Here is a 16,478-nt window from a genome sequence, read left to right as displayed (position 1 = left end):
AGTATACACGTACCGGCTCATACGTGTCGCGTTACCGATGTATTTCCGTAGAAATTTTCTTGGGGAAAGGCGGCTAATGGATATTTTGTATCGCCGCTTGTTTGGTTTTACCTGTCGGAATTTATCGGCTGAATTTCTAACACGCCCTATTCAACCGGGGATTGTTCCCCGGCTGCCTTGTTAAAGATGACCATTTGTTGCCATCACTTCCTTCCGGGTAAATTACCTTTACGCTTAGGGGGCCACTTGCTGCTGGTTATCACTGTTTTTTGCGTGAGGTTGCACTACGGCTGGATCTTTAAAATTGGGATTTAAACCATCTGGTGGGCTCCAGAAAACAACGTTATAGATCAAATATTTGGGATCTTTGGCACCTTGCATTTCAATTGATGGCACCCCATTCGCCCAGTCACTTTCGAATTTGACTTTCTCTTCAGGTTTCCGCTGCCATGAAAAACCGGTTCCCTTACAGGATACAGAGTAATATAGATCTACGAGTTTGGACTCCATCACGTTACTATCCCCTTTGAACCAGTGGATATCCTTATTTACAACGACTGCATCTGTAAAAAGTGTTGACTTGGCTTTTCCTGCTGCCCCGTCTCTGCGGTAGGCCGTCATCTCACAGGTGTACTTTCCTGTGACGACGTGCGGAACAACGAAGAGATGGTTTTGCGCTCTAACCCACAGCATAAGATCTTTTAACACGGTGGGATACTCTGTTTTTGGAAACTTAATATCGAACTGTGGTGGAAAAACACCTATTAAGTTTCTTGTCCCTGCTGGTGGATAACGCACTGGCTTACCGTTATTGTTTTCCCCATCCAATACCGGCATCCCGAGGGCAATAATGGCTCGATAGGGAACCCAGTCTATGACTTCAGCTTGATATGCAAGAACCGGGGTAGAGAAAAGCACACTGACAGAGAGACCCACTCCCCCCACCCATATCGGCCACCGGCGACAATGTGCCGTTATCCGGCCAATATTCGGTTTCACTCCGCTGATGAATATGTTGCCAGCATTCATTAAATATTCAGATGGGGATGATCCCCCGATTGTGAGATTAAAAATTTTCATTGATTGCTATAATCCCGTCCCGGTCAGATTACATCTACCTTTCAGAGATTCTCCTTATTTCCAGTTATTATTTTCTGCATCGGTTATCCCGCGCAGATCTTCACTACACAGTTTCTTTCATCCAAGATTGCCTCTGGAACCATTGGCTCGCGCTTGTGTTTGGTTATTGCTACATCCGGTGTAATGGCTGGGCATCGTTCAGACATGTGCTGTTGTGCCCGCTTTAATCGCGACTCTTGGCAAAAGACTGTACTTACATGGGTGAACTGATCGTATTTGACATACGTTTTAGTCTTCCCAGAATTCCTGCCGCCTCAAGGCGGCTATTTGGGTCTTCGATTACACGGCCATGCTGCAATAATAGGGCGGTTGTTCCACCGTATAGAAACAGTAGCAGTATTCTTAATCGGGTTATTTCCTCCAGCTAGTCTATGCCATAAAACTTATCCCCTGCGGGTTAAGATGATTTTTTATTGCTATGAAGACATAAATAAGAATAGCCATCTTTTTAAAAAAAGCTAATAGAAAAAAGTTATCAGTTGATAACTTTAGGTTAACACTAAATCTGATTATTAGTCGTGGTTCTTAGATTATTTTCCACAAACAGATTAAAAGAGTGATAATAATGAGGTTTGAATGGAGGAGTTTAGCGCGAATATACATCTTTATGGCTATTGTTACGTGAATGAGTTACTTAATTTACTAACAATTAATTGTAAGGTGGGAAATAAAAAATTGTTAAATTTTTATCGTAATGCCAATTCTATGTGATTTATAAAAATTCAGTTATTTTTTAGGTTTTAATATTTATATTTAAAACTATTTCGTAAAGTTATTTGCTTTTGATTTCTATTTGAAAGTCGGGTTTGGTAATAATAGAGGACGGATGCGATGAGATTTCAAGTGAATACGCTATAAGCTGAGTGATTATATTTGGCTCAGCCATTGGTTAATGGTTCACAATAACAAAATAATACTTAATAGATTAACTAATCGTATCGCCATGCAACTTGATTTTGCGTTAAACCAGCAACATACCGTATGCATAATAGAGTATTAACTAGCTTGAATTCTGGTTCTGGTACTACCGCCGTACTTATCCTGTGGGAGGGCTTCCTCCTTTGCGACGGTAATGACACTACTGAGGCAGAAATTAAAAAAATCATAATTGATGAATCACAGAAGTTAATGTTGTTTTCCGAACTGCTTCGCAAAGTTATTATCTTTTCCTTGGACGGAATCTTTTTATCCCCTATTTTGCTGTTATGCATGGATAGCCAGGGAGCAACGGATACTTAATTTATTGATATTGATTCTGTTTATTGCTTTCAATTTCCGTAGAAATTTTCTTGGGGAAAGGTGGCTAATGGATATTTTGTATCGCCGCTTGTTTGGTTTTACCCGTCGGAATTTATCGGCTGAATTTCTAACACGCTCTATTCAACCGGGGATTGTTCCCCGGCTGCCTGATTAAAGATGACCATTTGTTGCCATCACCCCCTCCCGGGTAAATTACCTTTACGCTTAGGGGGTCACTTTCTGCTGGTTATCACGGTTTTCTGCATGAGGTCGCACTATGGCTGGATCTTTAAAATTGGGATCTAAACCATCTGGTGGACTCCAGAAAACAACGTCATAGATAAAATTGTTGGGATCTTTGCAGTCTCGCATTCTAATTGATGGCACCCCATTCTTCCAGTTACTTTCGAATTTGACTTTCTCTTCAGGTTTCCGCTGCCATGAAAAACCCGTTCCCTTACAGGATACAGAGTAATACAGTTTATCTAGTCTGGACTCCATCACGATACTATCTCCTTCGAACCAGTGGATATCCTTATTTACAACGACTGCATCTGTAAAAAGTGTTGCCTTGGCTTCTCCTGCTGCCCTGTTTCCTTTGTGGTAGGCTGTCATCTCACAGGTGTACTTTCCTGTAACGACGTGCGGAACAATGAAGAGATGGTTTGGCGCTCTAACCCACAGCAGAAGATCTTTTAATACGGTGGGATACTCTGTTTCTGGAAACTCAAGATTGGAACTTGGTGGAAAAACACCTATTAGGCTTTTTGTTCCTTTTGGCGGATAACGAATTGGCTTACCGTTATTGTTTTCCCCATCCAATACCGGCAGCCCGAGGGCATTAATGGCTCGTGGGGGAACCCAGTCTATGACTTCAACTGTATATGCAAGAACCGGGGTAGAGAAAAGCACACTGACAGAGAGACCCACTCCCCCCACCCATATCGGCCACCGGCGACAATGTGCCGTTATCCGGCCAATATTCTGTTTCACTCCGCTGATGAACATGTTGCCAACGTTCATTAAATATTCAGATGGGGATGATCCCCCGATTGTGAGATTGAAAATTTTCATTGATTGCTGTAATCCCGTCCCGGTCAGATTACATCTACCTTTCAGAGATTCTCCTTATTTCCAGTTATTATTTTCTGCATCGGTTATCCCGTGCAGATCTTCACTACACAGTTTCTTTCATCCAAGATTTCCTCTGGAACCATTGGCTCGCGCTTGTGTTTGGTTATTGCTACATCCGGTGTAATGGCTGGGCATCGTTCAGACATGTGCTGTTGTGCCCGCTTTAATCGCGACTCTTGCAAAAGACTGTACTTACATGGGTGAACTGATCGTATTTGACATACGTTTTAGTCTTCCCAGAATTCCTGCCACCTCAAGGCGGCTATTTGGGTCTTCGATTATACGGCCATGCTGCAATAATAAGGTGGTTGTTCTACCGTATAGAAACAGTAGCAGTATTCTTAATCAGGTTATTTCCTCCGACTAGCCTATGCCATAAAACTTATCCCCTGCGGGTTAAGCTGACTTTTTATTGCTATGAAGACAGAAATAAGAATAGCTATCTTTTTTAAAAAAGCTAATAGAAAAAAGTTATCAGTTGATAACTTTAGGTTAACACTAAATCTGATTGTTAGTCGTGGTTCTTAGATTATTTTCCACAAACAGATTAAAAGAGTGATAATAATGAGGTTTGAACGGAAGAGTTTAGCGCGAATATACATCTTTATGGCTATTGTTACGTGAATGAGTAACTTAATTTACTAACAATTAATTGTAAGGTGGGAAATAAGTAATTGTTAAATTTTTATCGTAATGTCAATTCTATGTGATTTATAAAAATTCAGTTATTTTTTGGGTTTTAATATTTATATTTCAAACTATTTCGTGAAGTTATTTGCTTTTAATTTTTATTTGAAAATCGGGTTTGGGCATAATAGAGTATTAATTAGCTTGAATTCTGGTTCTAGTACTACCGCCGTACTTATCCTGTGGGAGGGCTTCCTCCTCTGCGACGGTAATGACACTACTGAGGCAGAAATTAAAAAAATCATAATTGATGAATCACAGAAGTTAACGTTGTTTTCCGAACTGCTTCGCAAAGTTATTATCTTTTCCTTGGACGGAATCTTTTTATCCCCTATTTTGCTGTTATGCATGGATAGCCAGGGAGCAACGGATGCTTAATTTATTGATATTGATTCTGTTCATTGTTTTCAATTCACCGACAGTTGCGGCTGAAACACCGAATATAGCGAAAAATTGTCCTGCATGGTCGCAAGACACATTACAACGTGAAACAAAAAGTCTGATGCAGCAAATAGCCCAATGGGATCAACTCTATCATCAGAAAGGGATCAGCGAAATCGATGATGAAGTTTATGATCAATTAATAATGGAGTTAACGCATTGGCAGCTCTGCCTGAAACAAGCGCCTCATCCACATTTTCCTCTAGCAGTCACCATTGATAATAAACTTGTTCATCCCGTTGCTCATACCGGGTTAAGCAAACTGAAAGGTGAACAGGAACTGAACCGGTGGTTGCGGGGCAGATTACCCGTCTGGCTACAGCCAAAAGTTGATGGTGTAGCGGTAACACTGGTTTACCAGAAGGGGAAACTTGTTTCATTAATCAGCCGGGGGAATGGTTCCGCAGGCGTAGACTGGACAGCGAAAAGCCAATATATTCCCGATATTCCGCAAAATATAGAAAATGCTCCATCTGATATGGTGTTGCAAGGAGAACTTTTTCTGCATAAAGAGGCGCATAGACAGCGGTTATCTGGCAGTGATGGCGCTCGTAGTCGGGTTGCTGGTCTGATGATGCGCAAAGAGCACGTGCCAGAATTAAAGCAAGTTGGTGTGTTTATCTGGAGCTGGCCGGATGGCCCGACTGAGATGGAAAGTAAATTGCGGAAACTGGCGAATATGGGTTTCCCATTAGCGCTTCGCTATAGCCATAAAATAGAGATACCAGAGCAGATACAGAAATTGCGGATGCACTATTTTGCACAACCTATACCTTTTGCTACAGATGGTATCGTGCTGAAACAGGAAATTGAACCCAGAGGAAGTCAATGGCAGCCCGGATCTAACAGTTGGGCGGTGGCATGGAAGCATCCCTTACGCTATCAGGTCACCCAAGTCAGGGAAGTTAATTTTACCATTGGCAGAACGGGCAAAATCTCAGTTGTGCTTGGGCTGGATAAGGTAAAACTGGATGACCGGCAAATAAGCAGAGTCAATATTGGTTCTGTTCGTCGTTGGCAACAGCTGGATGTGTTACCGGGGGATCGGGTAGCTCTCACGTTGGCAGGTCATGGTATCCCGAAATTAGATCAAGTGGTGTGGCGAATAAAAGAGCGTCAATATATTCAGCCACCCGATAAGCAGCGTTATCATGCCCTGAGTTGCTTGAAGTTAACGGAGGGTTGTGGACAACAGTTTAATGCTCGGCTGAAATGGCTTGGTGAAAATCTGCAAATGACAGGTGTCAGTAGCGGTAGTTGGGCAATGCTGACCGAGCAGGAGTTAGTTACTGATTTAACCGGTTGGTTAACACTTTCAGTTCAAGATATTGCAGCTTTACCAGGAATAGGCGATAAACGGGCACAGGCTATTTATTCACAATTCAGCAAGGCAAAAAATCAGCCTTTTTCCTATTGGATGAAAGGCATTGGGGTGCCTTATATGGATAAGCTATCTGACGATGTTGATCACTGGCAGCAACTGGAGCAGAAATTAGCCGAAGCACAGTTAAAGCAACAGTTTACTTCCGGGCAATTGAAAAAGTTATCTGATTTTATCAATGATGCGCAGATTAAAATGATTGCAGAAAAACTGTCAGTGGCAGGGATAAAGGGGTTTGACCGGGAAAACGGGGTCGTAGTTAACCCCGTGGGTATAGTTCAGTGATCGGAGTGTTCATAATTAAAGACAGGTAATCCAAGGCGGTAGCGAATAGCAACCAATCTTGCTGTCAAACCTGCGATCAGGGTAATCAGAACAATGCCGTCTTGTGGCAACGGTGTGTGCTGTAAGCCAATGTATAACCAAGCGGCGGTAAAAGAGACACCGGCATAAATCTCTTTCTGGAAAACCAACGGAATGGTATTACACAGCATATCGCGTAACACGCCACCGAAAACCCCGGTGATAACCGCAGCAATGGAGGCGATTATCGGGCCATAGTTCATGTCCAGCGCAATCTGCGCACCAATAATGGAGAAGACAATCAGACCAATGGCATCCAGGATAAGAAATAGACGGCGTAAATGCTTCATCATGGGGGCAGCCCAGGTGGTTATCACGGCGGCACAGGCGACAGTCACGATATATTCAGGGTGTTTGACCCAACCAAGAGGGTAATGTCCCAGAAGTATGTCCCGAACGGAACCCCCGCCAATGGCAGTGACGGAAGCAATAATGATCACGCCAAACATATCCATCTTACGGCGGCCTGCGGCTAAAGCTCCTGTCATCGCTTCAGCGGTAATCCCAATAATATAAAGAACACTCAGTAACATAGATTATTCGATGTGTGCAGTATAAAAAGGTAAGGGTAATGTCGAAATGGTAAAGTCTCGACTGAAATTTTTTCTCTTTATCCATTTTGGATTAGTAATAGTTATTCGAATAAAACTGACATAAGGATAATAAAGTGTTCTTTCAGGAACGACAAATCACGTTTGGCAATCGCAACCACCAGCTTACCAATACCCATATTTGGACACCAGACAGCCAATGGTTAGCTTATGATGTTCGTCCTCATGGCGCTTCGTTTACTGGTTTAACGATAGAAAAAATTCATGTTAAAAGTGGTAAAACAGACATTATTTATCAGGCGAAGAAGGGCGCTCATGTTGGTGTAGTGACCGTCAGTCCAACAGAACCTGTCCGGTATGCTTTTATTCACGGGCCAGAATGCCCGGATGAGCAATGGCATTATGACTTTCATCACCGGCGAGGGGTGATTGTCAGTGAGGATTTACCCGGAAAAGCGGTCACTCTGGATGCTATGGATATTACCGCTCCTTATACAGTTGGAGCGTTGCGTGGAGGCAGTCATGTTCATGTGTTCAGCCCGGGGGGTAGCCGTCTGAGTTTTACTTATAATGACCATGTTATGCATGAGCTTGATCCGGCACTTGATTTGCGGAATATCGCCGTGGCTGTGCCCCTCAAATCAGTGAAGCCGCCTAAACACCATCCTCGTGAACATGATGGTAGCTATTTCTCCGTTGTGGTCAGTAGTACCACTTTTCAGCCGGAGCCGGGCAGTGATGATATTAACCGCGCCTATGAAGAGGGTTGGGTAGGTCAGGTAGGATATCGTAAAGCGGATGGCAATTGGCAGCGTTGGGCACTGGCATTTATTGGCGATACCATTTCTGCAACAGGAGAAAAAGTACCGGAAGTCTATGTTGTTGATCTGCCTGAACAGGATGTTGATTATGCAATAGCAGGGGAAAAACCGCTGCAAGGCACGGAAACAACGTTACCGGCGCCACCTGCCGGTGTAATACAGCGTCGTCTGACATTTACCGGCCACAAACGCTGGCCGGGGGTGGTTAATAACCCACGTCACTGGCTACGTGCTTCACCGGATGGTGAGCAGATTGGTTTTCTGATGAAAGATGATGATGGTATTGTGCAATTGTGGACAATATCGCCAAATGGTGGAGAACCTCGTCAAATAACTAGGGGAAATTGTGGTATTCAATCCGTTTTTAGTTGGGAGGGTAGCGGTCGGTTTGTCGCTTTTATTTGTGATAACAGCGTGATGCTGTGTGATGTGCAAAATGGGCAGATGCAGCGACTGACTGAACGTACTGAACAGGCACCTTCTGCGGATACAGTTGTGATTTCACCAGATAGCCATCATATTGCATTTATGCGTGAAGTTGATGGTTATATGCAAATTTTCCTGGTGGAAACCGGCATCAAATAAATATATTTGCCGCCAGTTTGCGATTTACTGGTGGCAATAAATAAACCGGAACGAATTATTAGTTGGCTTTGATCTGGTGTTGTGTGTTTTCTATTTTTTCAATTCGCTCTTTTGGTGAATTTGCTGATTGATCCTCATCAGATTTTATATAGTCATAAGGTAATAAAATGGTATCCAGCAGGGCAGAAAAAGGCAGGTCAATCGCTAATAGTGGCTTCATTACCCAGCCAGTGTCGTTATCTTTCAGCATTTCAATATTCGCTTTTGCGCCGGAATAATAACCATAGCTAGGCCCTGAATGGGTCATAATGCTCGTGCACCCGCTGGTTAACAGCCATCCTAATGTGACGCAAAATAGAATTAATTTATTACTCTTCATTGGTTCTATTGATCTCGTATGGTCAAACAGCCGGAATATTTCACTCTTGCGTTGGTTTGTTGGGTAGTTTTTATTCCCCTAAGTTCCTTAGCTAAGAGCCTTTACGTCATCACTATAATCACGCCACGCAACATTGACCATAGCACTGATACCAAAAAGTAGTGAATTTTTTATGTAACACTATTTTTTTCTGTTCTTCTGATTAATAAGGAATGATACAAATCATCATAATGATTTGAATGGCCTATATCTTAAATGCTTATTAAGTATAAAACTGATTTGGTTTTTATATATCCGTAATGTTATTTCAAGAAGGACTATCTTGTTCCATATTACAATAATCCCTTACAATTTGTGGGTTAAACCACATAATGACAGTTCAGTTTCTGACAGAATTAGCAGTTCTTTTTTGGACTTTATAGAGTATGTATGCGTCATGTTGGATTTTTGTATTAGCCATCAGTAAACGCACAAAAACCGGCCTATTCGAGCTATTGGATGGAAAAGTTTCTGATTAAATAGATACAGCTTGAGGAGAGTGGGTAGACAAGGAATGTCTCTTTTCCTCCTTATGCACCAAACATTCTACGAATTCTGATAATAATCATGTAAAAGTCCTTGTTGTCATTTGGCTCCTGCATTTCTATGCAGGAGCTTTTTTATTGCTGGTTTCAGGCGACTTTCTGATGTGCCAGTTCAATCTCTTCCGCCAGAATCGCAATGCCTTTTTCGATACTTTCCGGATCAGGAACATAATTCATGCGCATACATTCGTGAGCATGTGACCAATTTTGTTCAAGCCCTGGGAAGAAATAGTGGCCTGGAACCATCAGCACACCGCGCTTTTTCAGCCTGTGATAAAGCGTTTCTGTTGTTATCGGCAGGTTTTTAAACCACAGCCACAGAAAAATAGCCCCCTCCGGTTTATGGATAAGGCAAATTTCTGTCGGCAGATAACGACGGATAATTTGAATAACGTCTTGAACCCGTTGTTGATAGAACGGGCGGATCACGTCCTGTGACAAACGAAGAAGGTCATTACGTCGGATCATTTCTAATGCGATTGCTGGACCAACACCACCTGGTGCAAGGCTGATGATCCCGTTCATATTACTGACCGCATTAATGATTTTCTCATTAGCGATAATAATCCCGCAGCGGGAGCCGGGCAGTCCTAATTTGGATAAGCTCATGCACAGAATAATATTGGGATTCCACAATGGTGTGGCTTTGCTGAAAATAATACCCGGGAAGGGTACGCCATAAGCATTATCAATCAACAGTGGGATTTGGTGTTGTTGAGCCAAATAATCCAGCCGTTGTAACTCTTCGTCAGTAATGACGTTACCGGTTGGGTTCGTTGGGCGAGAAACACAGATCAGGCCAATATCGTCAGTAATATTCAGGTGGTCAAAATCAACGTGGTACTTGAACTGACCTTCTGGTAATAATTCAATATTGGGTTTATTGGCAACAAATAAGCCTTCATCCAGTCCTGAGTCAGAATAACCAATATATTCTGGTGCCAGTGGGAAGAGTACCTTACGGCTAGAGCCATCTTCACTGCGTCCAGCCAGCAGGTTAAACAGATAGAAAAATGCACTTTGGCTGCCATTGGTCAGGGCAATATTTTGTGTACCAATTTCCCAGCCAAATTTTTCGTGCAGCATCTCTGCCAACGCTCGAATTAGCGTATCTTTCCCCTGAGGACCATCATAGTTGCATAGTGTGTCAGTGAGTTGACCATTTGTGGCCATCTCAATCAGTAATTGCTGAAAATAGTCATCCATTTCAGGGATATGTGCTGGATTACCCCCGCCCAGCATAATTGCACCGGGTGTCCTCAACCCTTGATTCAGGTCATTCATCAGGCGGGTTATACCTGAGTCTTGTGTAAACTTGTTACCGAATTGGGAAAAAATCATAGCCGTGTTCGTTGTCGGTGTGTTGTTTAAGTTAGAAGAAATAACACCATACCCCGCGCATTATCGGGGTGCAATCTGGAAAATTATGACTATTGATTATTTAATCTGGCATTTAATTTAACATTTAAAATAAAGAGCTAAATGTTTGGTTAATATCCAACTTTATTATTGGCATTAATCTTGGGGCTATTGTAATTCACTGAATTTATTTTCTACATAAACAGTCAGTTATATGGTCATTGACCAAACCTGTTGCTTGCATAAATGCATAGCAAGTGGTACTGCCGATAAATTTGAACCCTCTTTCTTTCAGTGCTTGTGATAACGCATCTGAAATATCTGTTTTTACCGGCACCTCTGTGATGGTTTTCCACTGATTAATAATCGGTTTGTTATCAACAAAACGCCAGATAAAGGCGCTGAATTCCTCACCCTGTTGTTGCATTTTAAGGTATGCCCGCGCATTGTTGATAATCGCGTTAATTTTGGCGCGATTGCGGACAATAGAGGGATTGAGCATCAGCCGTACCACATCACTTTCATCCATGACGGCAATCTTTACCGGGTCAAACTGATGAAAACATCGGCGATAGCCAGCGCGTTTTTTCAGGATCGTCAGCCATGACAGCCCGGATTGCTGGCCTTCCAGACAGATCATTTCAAACAGCTTCTGGCTATCTTTTTGTGGTTTTCCCCATTCATTATCATGGTAAGCCAGATATTCAGGATCAGAAGTCACCCAATTACAGCGTGTTAATTCCATGATGATTATTCTCGATGTTGATGGTTAATAATTGACTGTACTTTAACTGTATATACATACAAGTAAAATAGCCAGATTAAGATTTTTTTATTTCAGGGTGGAATTGAGAGCGAATTCAGGGCTGTATATCTTAAGGTCAAAGGGTATACTGACCGACTTCCTTTCAAATTCATATGTATCGCGTGCGGATCCAACATGCAAAAGTTTGATACCAAGACCTTTCAGGGGCTGATCCTGACATTACAGGATTATTGGGCGCGCCAGGGCTGCACCATTGTCCAACCACTGGACATGGAAGTCGGCGCGGGTACTTCTCATCCAATCACTTGCCTGCGTGCACTTGGCCCGGAGCCAGTTGCCGCTGCGTATGTGCAACCTTCCCGTCGTCCGACGGATGGCCGATACGGTGAAAACCCGAATCGTTTACAACATTATTATCAGTTTCAGGTCATGATTAAACCGTCACCAGACAATATTCAGGAATTATATCTGGGTTCTCTGAAAGAATTGGGGTTGGACCCGACGGTTCACGATATCCGTTTTGTTGAAGATAACTGGGAAAACCCGACATTGGGTGCCTGGGGCTTGGGTTGGGAAGTGTGGCTTAACGGCATGGAAGTGACTCAGTTCACTTACTTCCAGCAGGTAGGTGGTTTTGAGTGTAAGCCGGTAACCGGCGAGATTACTTACGGTCTTGAGCGCCTGGCGATGTATATCCAGGGCGTGGACAGTGTTTATGACCTGGTTTGGTGCGATGGCCCGCTAGGTAAAACCACTTATGGTGATATTTATCATCAGAATGAAGTAGAACAATCTACTTATAATTTTGAGTATGCCAATGTAGATTTCCTGTTTAGCTGCTTCGAGCAATATGAAAAAGAAGCTCAGGAGCTGCTGGCGCTGGAAACGCCGCTGCCACTGCCGGCTTATGAACGTATTCTTAAAGCGGGTCATACATTCAACTTATTGGATGCCCGTAAAGCTATCTCGGTGACTGAGCGTCAGCGCTATATCCTGCGTATCCGCACCCTGACTAAAGCTGTTGCCGAAGCTTATTATGCCTCCCGTGAGGCATTGGGCTTCCCTATGTGTAAAAAGAATCAGAACTAAGAGGCTGTCATGACTCAACAGACTTTCCTGGTGGAAATCGGCACAGAAGAGTTGCCGCCGAAGGCTCTTCGTTCACTGGCTGAAGCATTTGCAGCTCATTTTGCGGCAGAACTGGATAACGCTAATTTGGCTCATGGTGAAGTGAGCTGGTTTGCCTCTCCGCGCCGTCTGGCGCTGAAAGTAGCCAATCTGGATGAAGCGCAGGCTGACCGTGAAGTGGAAAAACGTGGCCCGGCGATTGCTCAGGCATTTGATGCGGAAGGTAAACCGACAAAAGCGGCTGAAGGTTGGGCTCGCGGTTGTGGTATTACAGCTTCTCAGGCTGAACGGTTGGTGACAGATAAAGGCGAATGGTTACTGTATCGTGCGTTGGTCAAGGGCCGCAGTGTAAAAGAGTTGCTGGCGGGTATGGTCAGCCATGCTCTGAGTAAGTTGCCGATACCTAAATTAATGCGTTGGAGCGATAAAGAGACTCAGTTTGTTCGTCCGGTGCATACCGTTACGATGTTGTTCGGTAATGAACTGATTGAAGGTGACATTCTGGGCATCAAATCCGCGCGCATCATTCGTGGTCATCGTTTTATGGGTGAGCCTGAATTTACGATTGACAATGCGGAACAGTATCCCGCGATTTTGCAGCAACGCGGTAAAGTGATCGCGGATTATGAAACCCGTAAGGCGCAGATCAAACAAGATGTGGAACAGGCGGCTGTTAAACTGGGTGGCATTGCAGATATTAGTGATAGCCTGTTGGAAGAAGTGACTTCACTGGTTGAATGGCCGGTTGTGTTGACGGCGAAATTTGAAGAAAAATTCCTCGAAGTACCAGCAGAAGCATTGGTTTATACCATGAAAGGCGACCAAAAATACTTCCCGGTTTATGACAATGCCGGCAAGTTGATGGCGAATTTTATCTTTGTCGCCAACATTGAATCCTCTGATCCACAACAAATCATTTCTGGTAACGAAAAAGTAGTTCGCCCGCGTCTGGCTGATGCGGAGTTCTTCTTTAAGACAGATCGTAAACAGCGTCTGGAACACAACCTGCCTCGCTTAGAAACAGTTCTGTTCCAGAAGCAGCTTGGTACTTTGCGTGATAAGACGGATCGTATTCAGGCCTTGGCAGGCTGGATTGCAGAGAAAATCGGTGCTGATGTTAATCACGCTACCCGTGCGGGTCTGTTGTCCAAATGTGACCTGATGACCAATATGGTGTTCGAGTTCACCGATACTCAGGGTGTGATGGGAATGCATTACGCCCGTCATGACGGTGAAGCGGAAGATGTCGCTCTGGCGTTGAATGAGCAGTATCAGCCGCGTTTTGCCGGTGATGAGCTGCCTTCTACGGGTGTTTCCTGTGCGTTAGCCATTGCTGACAAAATGGATACTCTGGCGGGTATTTTTGGCATTGGTCAGCATCCAAAAGGCGATAAAGATCCGTTTGCACTGCGTCGTGCTGCGCTGGGTGCTTTGCGTATTATCGTTGAGAAAAAACTGCCGCTGGATTTGCAGGCATTGACAGAAGAAGCGGTTCGTCTGTATGGCGACAAGCTGACCAATGCCAACGTCATTGATGACGTGGTTGAGTTTATGCTTGGTCGTTTCCGTGCCTGGTATCAGGAGCAGGGTTACAGCATTGATACCATTCAAGCTGTGCTGGCGCGTCGTCCAACCCAACCCGCTGATTTTGATGCCCGCGTTAAGGCGGTGACTCACTTCCGTACATTGGATGAAGCGACAGCGCTGGCAGCCGCGAATAAGCGCGTTTCTAACATTCTGGCGAAGTCAGAAGAGGCACTGAATGAAAAAGTCAGTGCTTCTGTGCTGAAAGCGCCTGAAGAGGTGAGGTTGGCAACACATCTGGTGGTTTTACAGGATAAGCTGGTGCCTTTGTTTGCTGAAGGCCGTTATCAAGAAGCACTGGTTGAATTAGCCTCTTTGCGTGAAGTTGTCGATGCTTTCTTTGACAATGTGATGGTGATGGATGAAGACCAGCAGGTGCGTGTGAATCGCTTAACTTTGTTAAGTGAATTGCGTGATTTGTTCCTGAAAGTTGCGGATATTTCGTTACTTCAATGATGACCTGAAATCGTCAATTCCGGCTGTTGTAAAATGCGATAGCCGGAATCTTAGTTCTACACGGATAAAGGGTTTTTTGTAAAAACGGTGAGCGAGTGCGACATCGCCGTGTTCACGTTGTTTTTATCAGCAACTAACCCATGATTATCAAAAAGGTATTGACGGCCTACAACGAGCGCAGTAAGATGCGCCTCGTTTTCGGCGAGTAGCGCAGCTTGGTAGCGCAACTGGTTTGGGACCAGTGGGTCGGAGGTTCGAATCCTCTCTCGCCGACCAGATAATAGTTTGGGGATGCTCAACAAGTAGTTCCGTGAACTTAAAGAAATCAAAAAAGCCCTAGCCAAAAGGTTAGGGCTTTGATCTAATAGGGTTAGTGCAAAAAATGGACTAACCGACATGCTTAAAGAACCTTCACCTCAGCAATATCAGTTTGAAACTATCACGCTTGATGAACTCGTTCCCGAAGACCATCTTGTTCGTAAAATCGATGCCGTTATGGATTTTGAGTTTGTTCGTGATGCCGTCGCACACCTTTACTGCCCTAATCATGGTCGCCCTGCCATTGACCCCCGTTCGCTTGATTAAAATGATGTTGCTTGGTCACCTCTTTGGTATTCCTTCTGAGCGTCGATTGGTCAAAGAAATCCAAGTCAATGTCGCCTACCACTGGTTTTTGTGCATGGGACTGACTGAGAAAGTGCCGGATGCTTTAACCTTAAGCCAAAACCGTATTCGTCGTTTCAATGACAGTGATATCTTCCAACAAATTTTTGACCATATTGTCGAGCAGGCTATCACTGGTGGTATGGCGAATGGACGTGTTCTTTATACCGACAGCACACACCTTAAAGCGGATGCGGATCCCCGCAAAGCCATTAATGAACCAGATCGCTTGGCTGGGTTGTAGCGTATTACTTATGAACGGGCGTCCTGGTATGCAGGAGATCCCTCTGCTCAAAAACGCAACCACATAGGCTTTCTCTGCATCGGTCATACCCGGATGCGGGTGGTAGTAGTCTATGGCTTCCTAATGCATCAATCAGGAGAGGAAGGTTGTTCATTCAGGACACCTTTTAGTCACATGACTACACACAAGAGTTCCTTTCACCCTGAAAGGCCCAGTGCTTTACCCAGGCCGTTGATTCTTTCTTGATTATAGGTTTGAATCTATATAGCATTGCACCTATATTAAGTAAGGAGAAATCATGTGGGCCATTGAGACAACCGACACCTTTGATGAGTGGTTCGATGCTCTGGATGACACTGACCGGGCTAACGTGCTGGCTTCTATGATGGTGCTTCGAGATCGAGGGCCTATGCTATCAAGGCCATACTCAGACACCGTGAACGGTTCATCCTACAGCAACATGAAAGAGCTGCGGGTTCAAAGCAAAGGAGACCCGATCAGAGCGTTCTTTGCGTTCGATCCAAAGCGGAAGGGGATTCTTCTCTGTGCCGGTAACAAGACTGGGGACGAGAAGAGGTTTTATGAAGTAATGATTCCGATTGCAGACCGAGAATTTGCGGCGCACTTGGACAAATTGAAGAAGGAGTAAACGTTATGGCAAGAACTCTTGACCAAATGCTGGCAGCAGAAAAGCCGGACGTTGTCGCCAAAGCACAGGAGGCGGCCACCGAAATGTTGCTGAACATCCACCTGGCCGAGCTTCGTGAACGCATGAACCTGACACAAGGGGATATTGCGGTTGCTCTAGGCATCAAACAGCCGACAGTCTCCGATATGGAGAAGCCGGGTCGGGACCTAAAGCTGTCATCTCTCAAGCGCTACGTTGAGGCCTCTGGTGGTAAGCTGCGTCTTGATGTCGAGCTCCCGGACGGAACTCACTACGGATTTGTTGTTTAACTCGATACGCCCCCTT

At 44.3% G+C, this 16,478-nt stretch carries 12 protein-coding genes, 1 tRNA gene and 1 pseudogene; 8 read left to right on the top strand and 6 right to left on the bottom strand.

Annotation, left to right across the window (positions count from 1 at the left end; translation table 11 throughout):
* Positions 1-234: 234 nt before the first annotated feature.
* Together ACGF7G_RS13320 and ACGF7G_RS13315 are read right to left on the bottom strand one after the other, a co-directional pair.
* A complete protein-coding gene (locus tag ACGF7G_RS13320; RefSeq protein ID WP_387466090.1) occupies positions 235-1,029 on the bottom strand; it encodes a hypothetical protein in 795 nt (264 codons plus the stop codon).
* Between the two features lie 1,575 nt (positions 1,030-2,604).
* Positions 2,605-3,402, bottom strand: a complete 798-nt coding sequence (locus tag ACGF7G_RS13315) for a hypothetical protein (protein ID WP_387466088.1) — start codon at positions 3,400-3,402, stop codon at positions 2,605-2,607.
* 1,168 nt (positions 3,403-4,570) lie between these two features.
* Between ACGF7G_RS13315 and ligB the strand changes: the two genes are divergently transcribed.
* Positions 4,571-6,307 carry an NAD-dependent DNA ligase LigB gene (gene ligB / locus ACGF7G_RS13310; RefSeq protein WP_387466086.1) on the top strand — a complete coding sequence of 579 codons (1,737 nt, stop codon included), beginning with the start codon at positions 4,571-4,573 and terminating at the stop codon, positions 6,305-6,307.
* Here ligB and ACGF7G_RS13305 read toward each other — a convergent pair.
* Entirely contained in the window at positions 6,301-6,918 is a 618-nt protein-coding gene (locus ACGF7G_RS13305; protein WP_133814438.1) for a trimeric intracellular cation channel family protein, read from the bottom strand. The genes ligB and ACGF7G_RS13305 overlap by 7 nt on opposite strands.
* 134 nt (positions 6,919-7,052) lie before the next feature.
* On the opposite strand from ACGF7G_RS13305, the gene ACGF7G_RS13300 reads away from it, so the two are divergent.
* Entirely contained in the window at positions 7,053-8,342 is a 1,290-nt protein-coding gene (locus ACGF7G_RS13300; RefSeq protein WP_387466083.1) for a DUF3748 domain-containing protein, read from the top strand.
* Positions 8,343-8,400: 58 nt separating this feature from the next.
* Here ACGF7G_RS13300 and ACGF7G_RS13295 read toward each other — a convergent pair whose 3' ends face one another.
* The 3 genes from ACGF7G_RS13295 to ACGF7G_RS13285 all read right to left on the bottom strand — a co-directional run bounded on the left by ACGF7G_RS13295 (position 8,401) and on the right by ACGF7G_RS13285 (position 11,409).
* Positions 8,401-8,721 carry a YceK/YidQ family lipoprotein gene (locus tag ACGF7G_RS13295; RefSeq protein ID WP_133814436.1) on the bottom strand — a complete coding sequence of 107 codons (321 nt, stop codon included), beginning with the start codon at positions 8,719-8,721 and terminating at the stop codon, positions 8,401-8,403.
* A gap of 671 nt (positions 8,722-9,392) precedes the next feature.
* Positions 9,393-10,646 carry a valine--pyruvate transaminase gene (locus ACGF7G_RS13290; RefSeq protein ID WP_387466081.1) on the bottom strand — a complete coding sequence of 418 codons (1,254 nt, stop codon included), beginning with the start codon at positions 10,644-10,646 and terminating at the stop codon, positions 9,393-9,395.
* Between the two features lie 205 nt (positions 10,647-10,851).
* Positions 10,852-11,409, bottom strand: coding sequence for a DNA-3-methyladenine glycosylase I (locus tag ACGF7G_RS13285; RefSeq protein WP_387466079.1), 558 nt, complete (start codon positions 11,407-11,409; stop codon positions 10,852-10,854).
* Positions 11,410-11,604: 195 nt separating this feature from the next.
* Between ACGF7G_RS13285 and glyQ the strand changes: the two genes are divergently transcribed.
* The 6 genes and pseudogenes from glyQ to ACGF7G_RS13255 all read left to right on the top strand — a co-directional run bounded on the left by glyQ (position 11,605) and on the right by ACGF7G_RS13255 (position 16,462).
* On the top strand, positions 11,605-12,519 hold the full coding sequence (glyQ, locus tag ACGF7G_RS13280; protein ID WP_133814433.1) for a glycine--tRNA ligase subunit alpha: 915 nt from the start codon (positions 11,605-11,607) through the stop codon (positions 12,517-12,519).
* 9 nt (positions 12,520-12,528) lie between these two features.
* Entirely contained in the window at positions 12,529-14,598 is a 2,070-nt protein-coding gene (gene glyS / locus ACGF7G_RS13275; protein ID WP_387466076.1) for a glycine--tRNA ligase subunit beta, read from the top strand.
* Between the two features lie 199 nt (positions 14,599-14,797).
* A tRNA-Pro gene (locus ACGF7G_RS13270) sits at positions 14,798-14,874 on the top strand.
* A gap of 120 nt (positions 14,875-14,994) precedes the next feature.
* Positions 14,995-15,478: pseudogene (locus ACGF7G_RS13265) on the top strand (transposase); the annotation flags it as partial.
* Between the two features lie 325 nt (positions 15,479-15,803).
* Complete coding sequence (locus ACGF7G_RS13260; protein ID WP_387466074.1) at positions 15,804-16,154, top strand: type II toxin-antitoxin system RelE/ParE family toxin; 351 nt, start codon at positions 15,804-15,806, stop codon at positions 16,152-16,154.
* A 5-nt stretch (positions 16,155-16,159) separates the two neighbouring features.
* Positions 16,160-16,462 carry a helix-turn-helix domain-containing protein gene (locus ACGF7G_RS13255; RefSeq protein WP_133814429.1) on the top strand — a complete coding sequence of 101 codons (303 nt, stop codon included), beginning with the start codon at positions 16,160-16,162 and terminating at the stop codon, positions 16,460-16,462.
* Positions 16,463-16,478: the final 16 nt, after the last annotated feature.

The organism is Photorhabdus sp. RM323S (assembly GCF_042879375.1).
GTDB classification, from domain to species: Bacteria; Pseudomonadota; Gammaproteobacteria; order Enterobacterales; family Enterobacteriaceae; genus Photorhabdus; species Photorhabdus tasmaniensis.
Note: the sequence above shows the minus strand (reverse complement) of the source record. Positions and strands in the feature narration are given on the sequence as shown.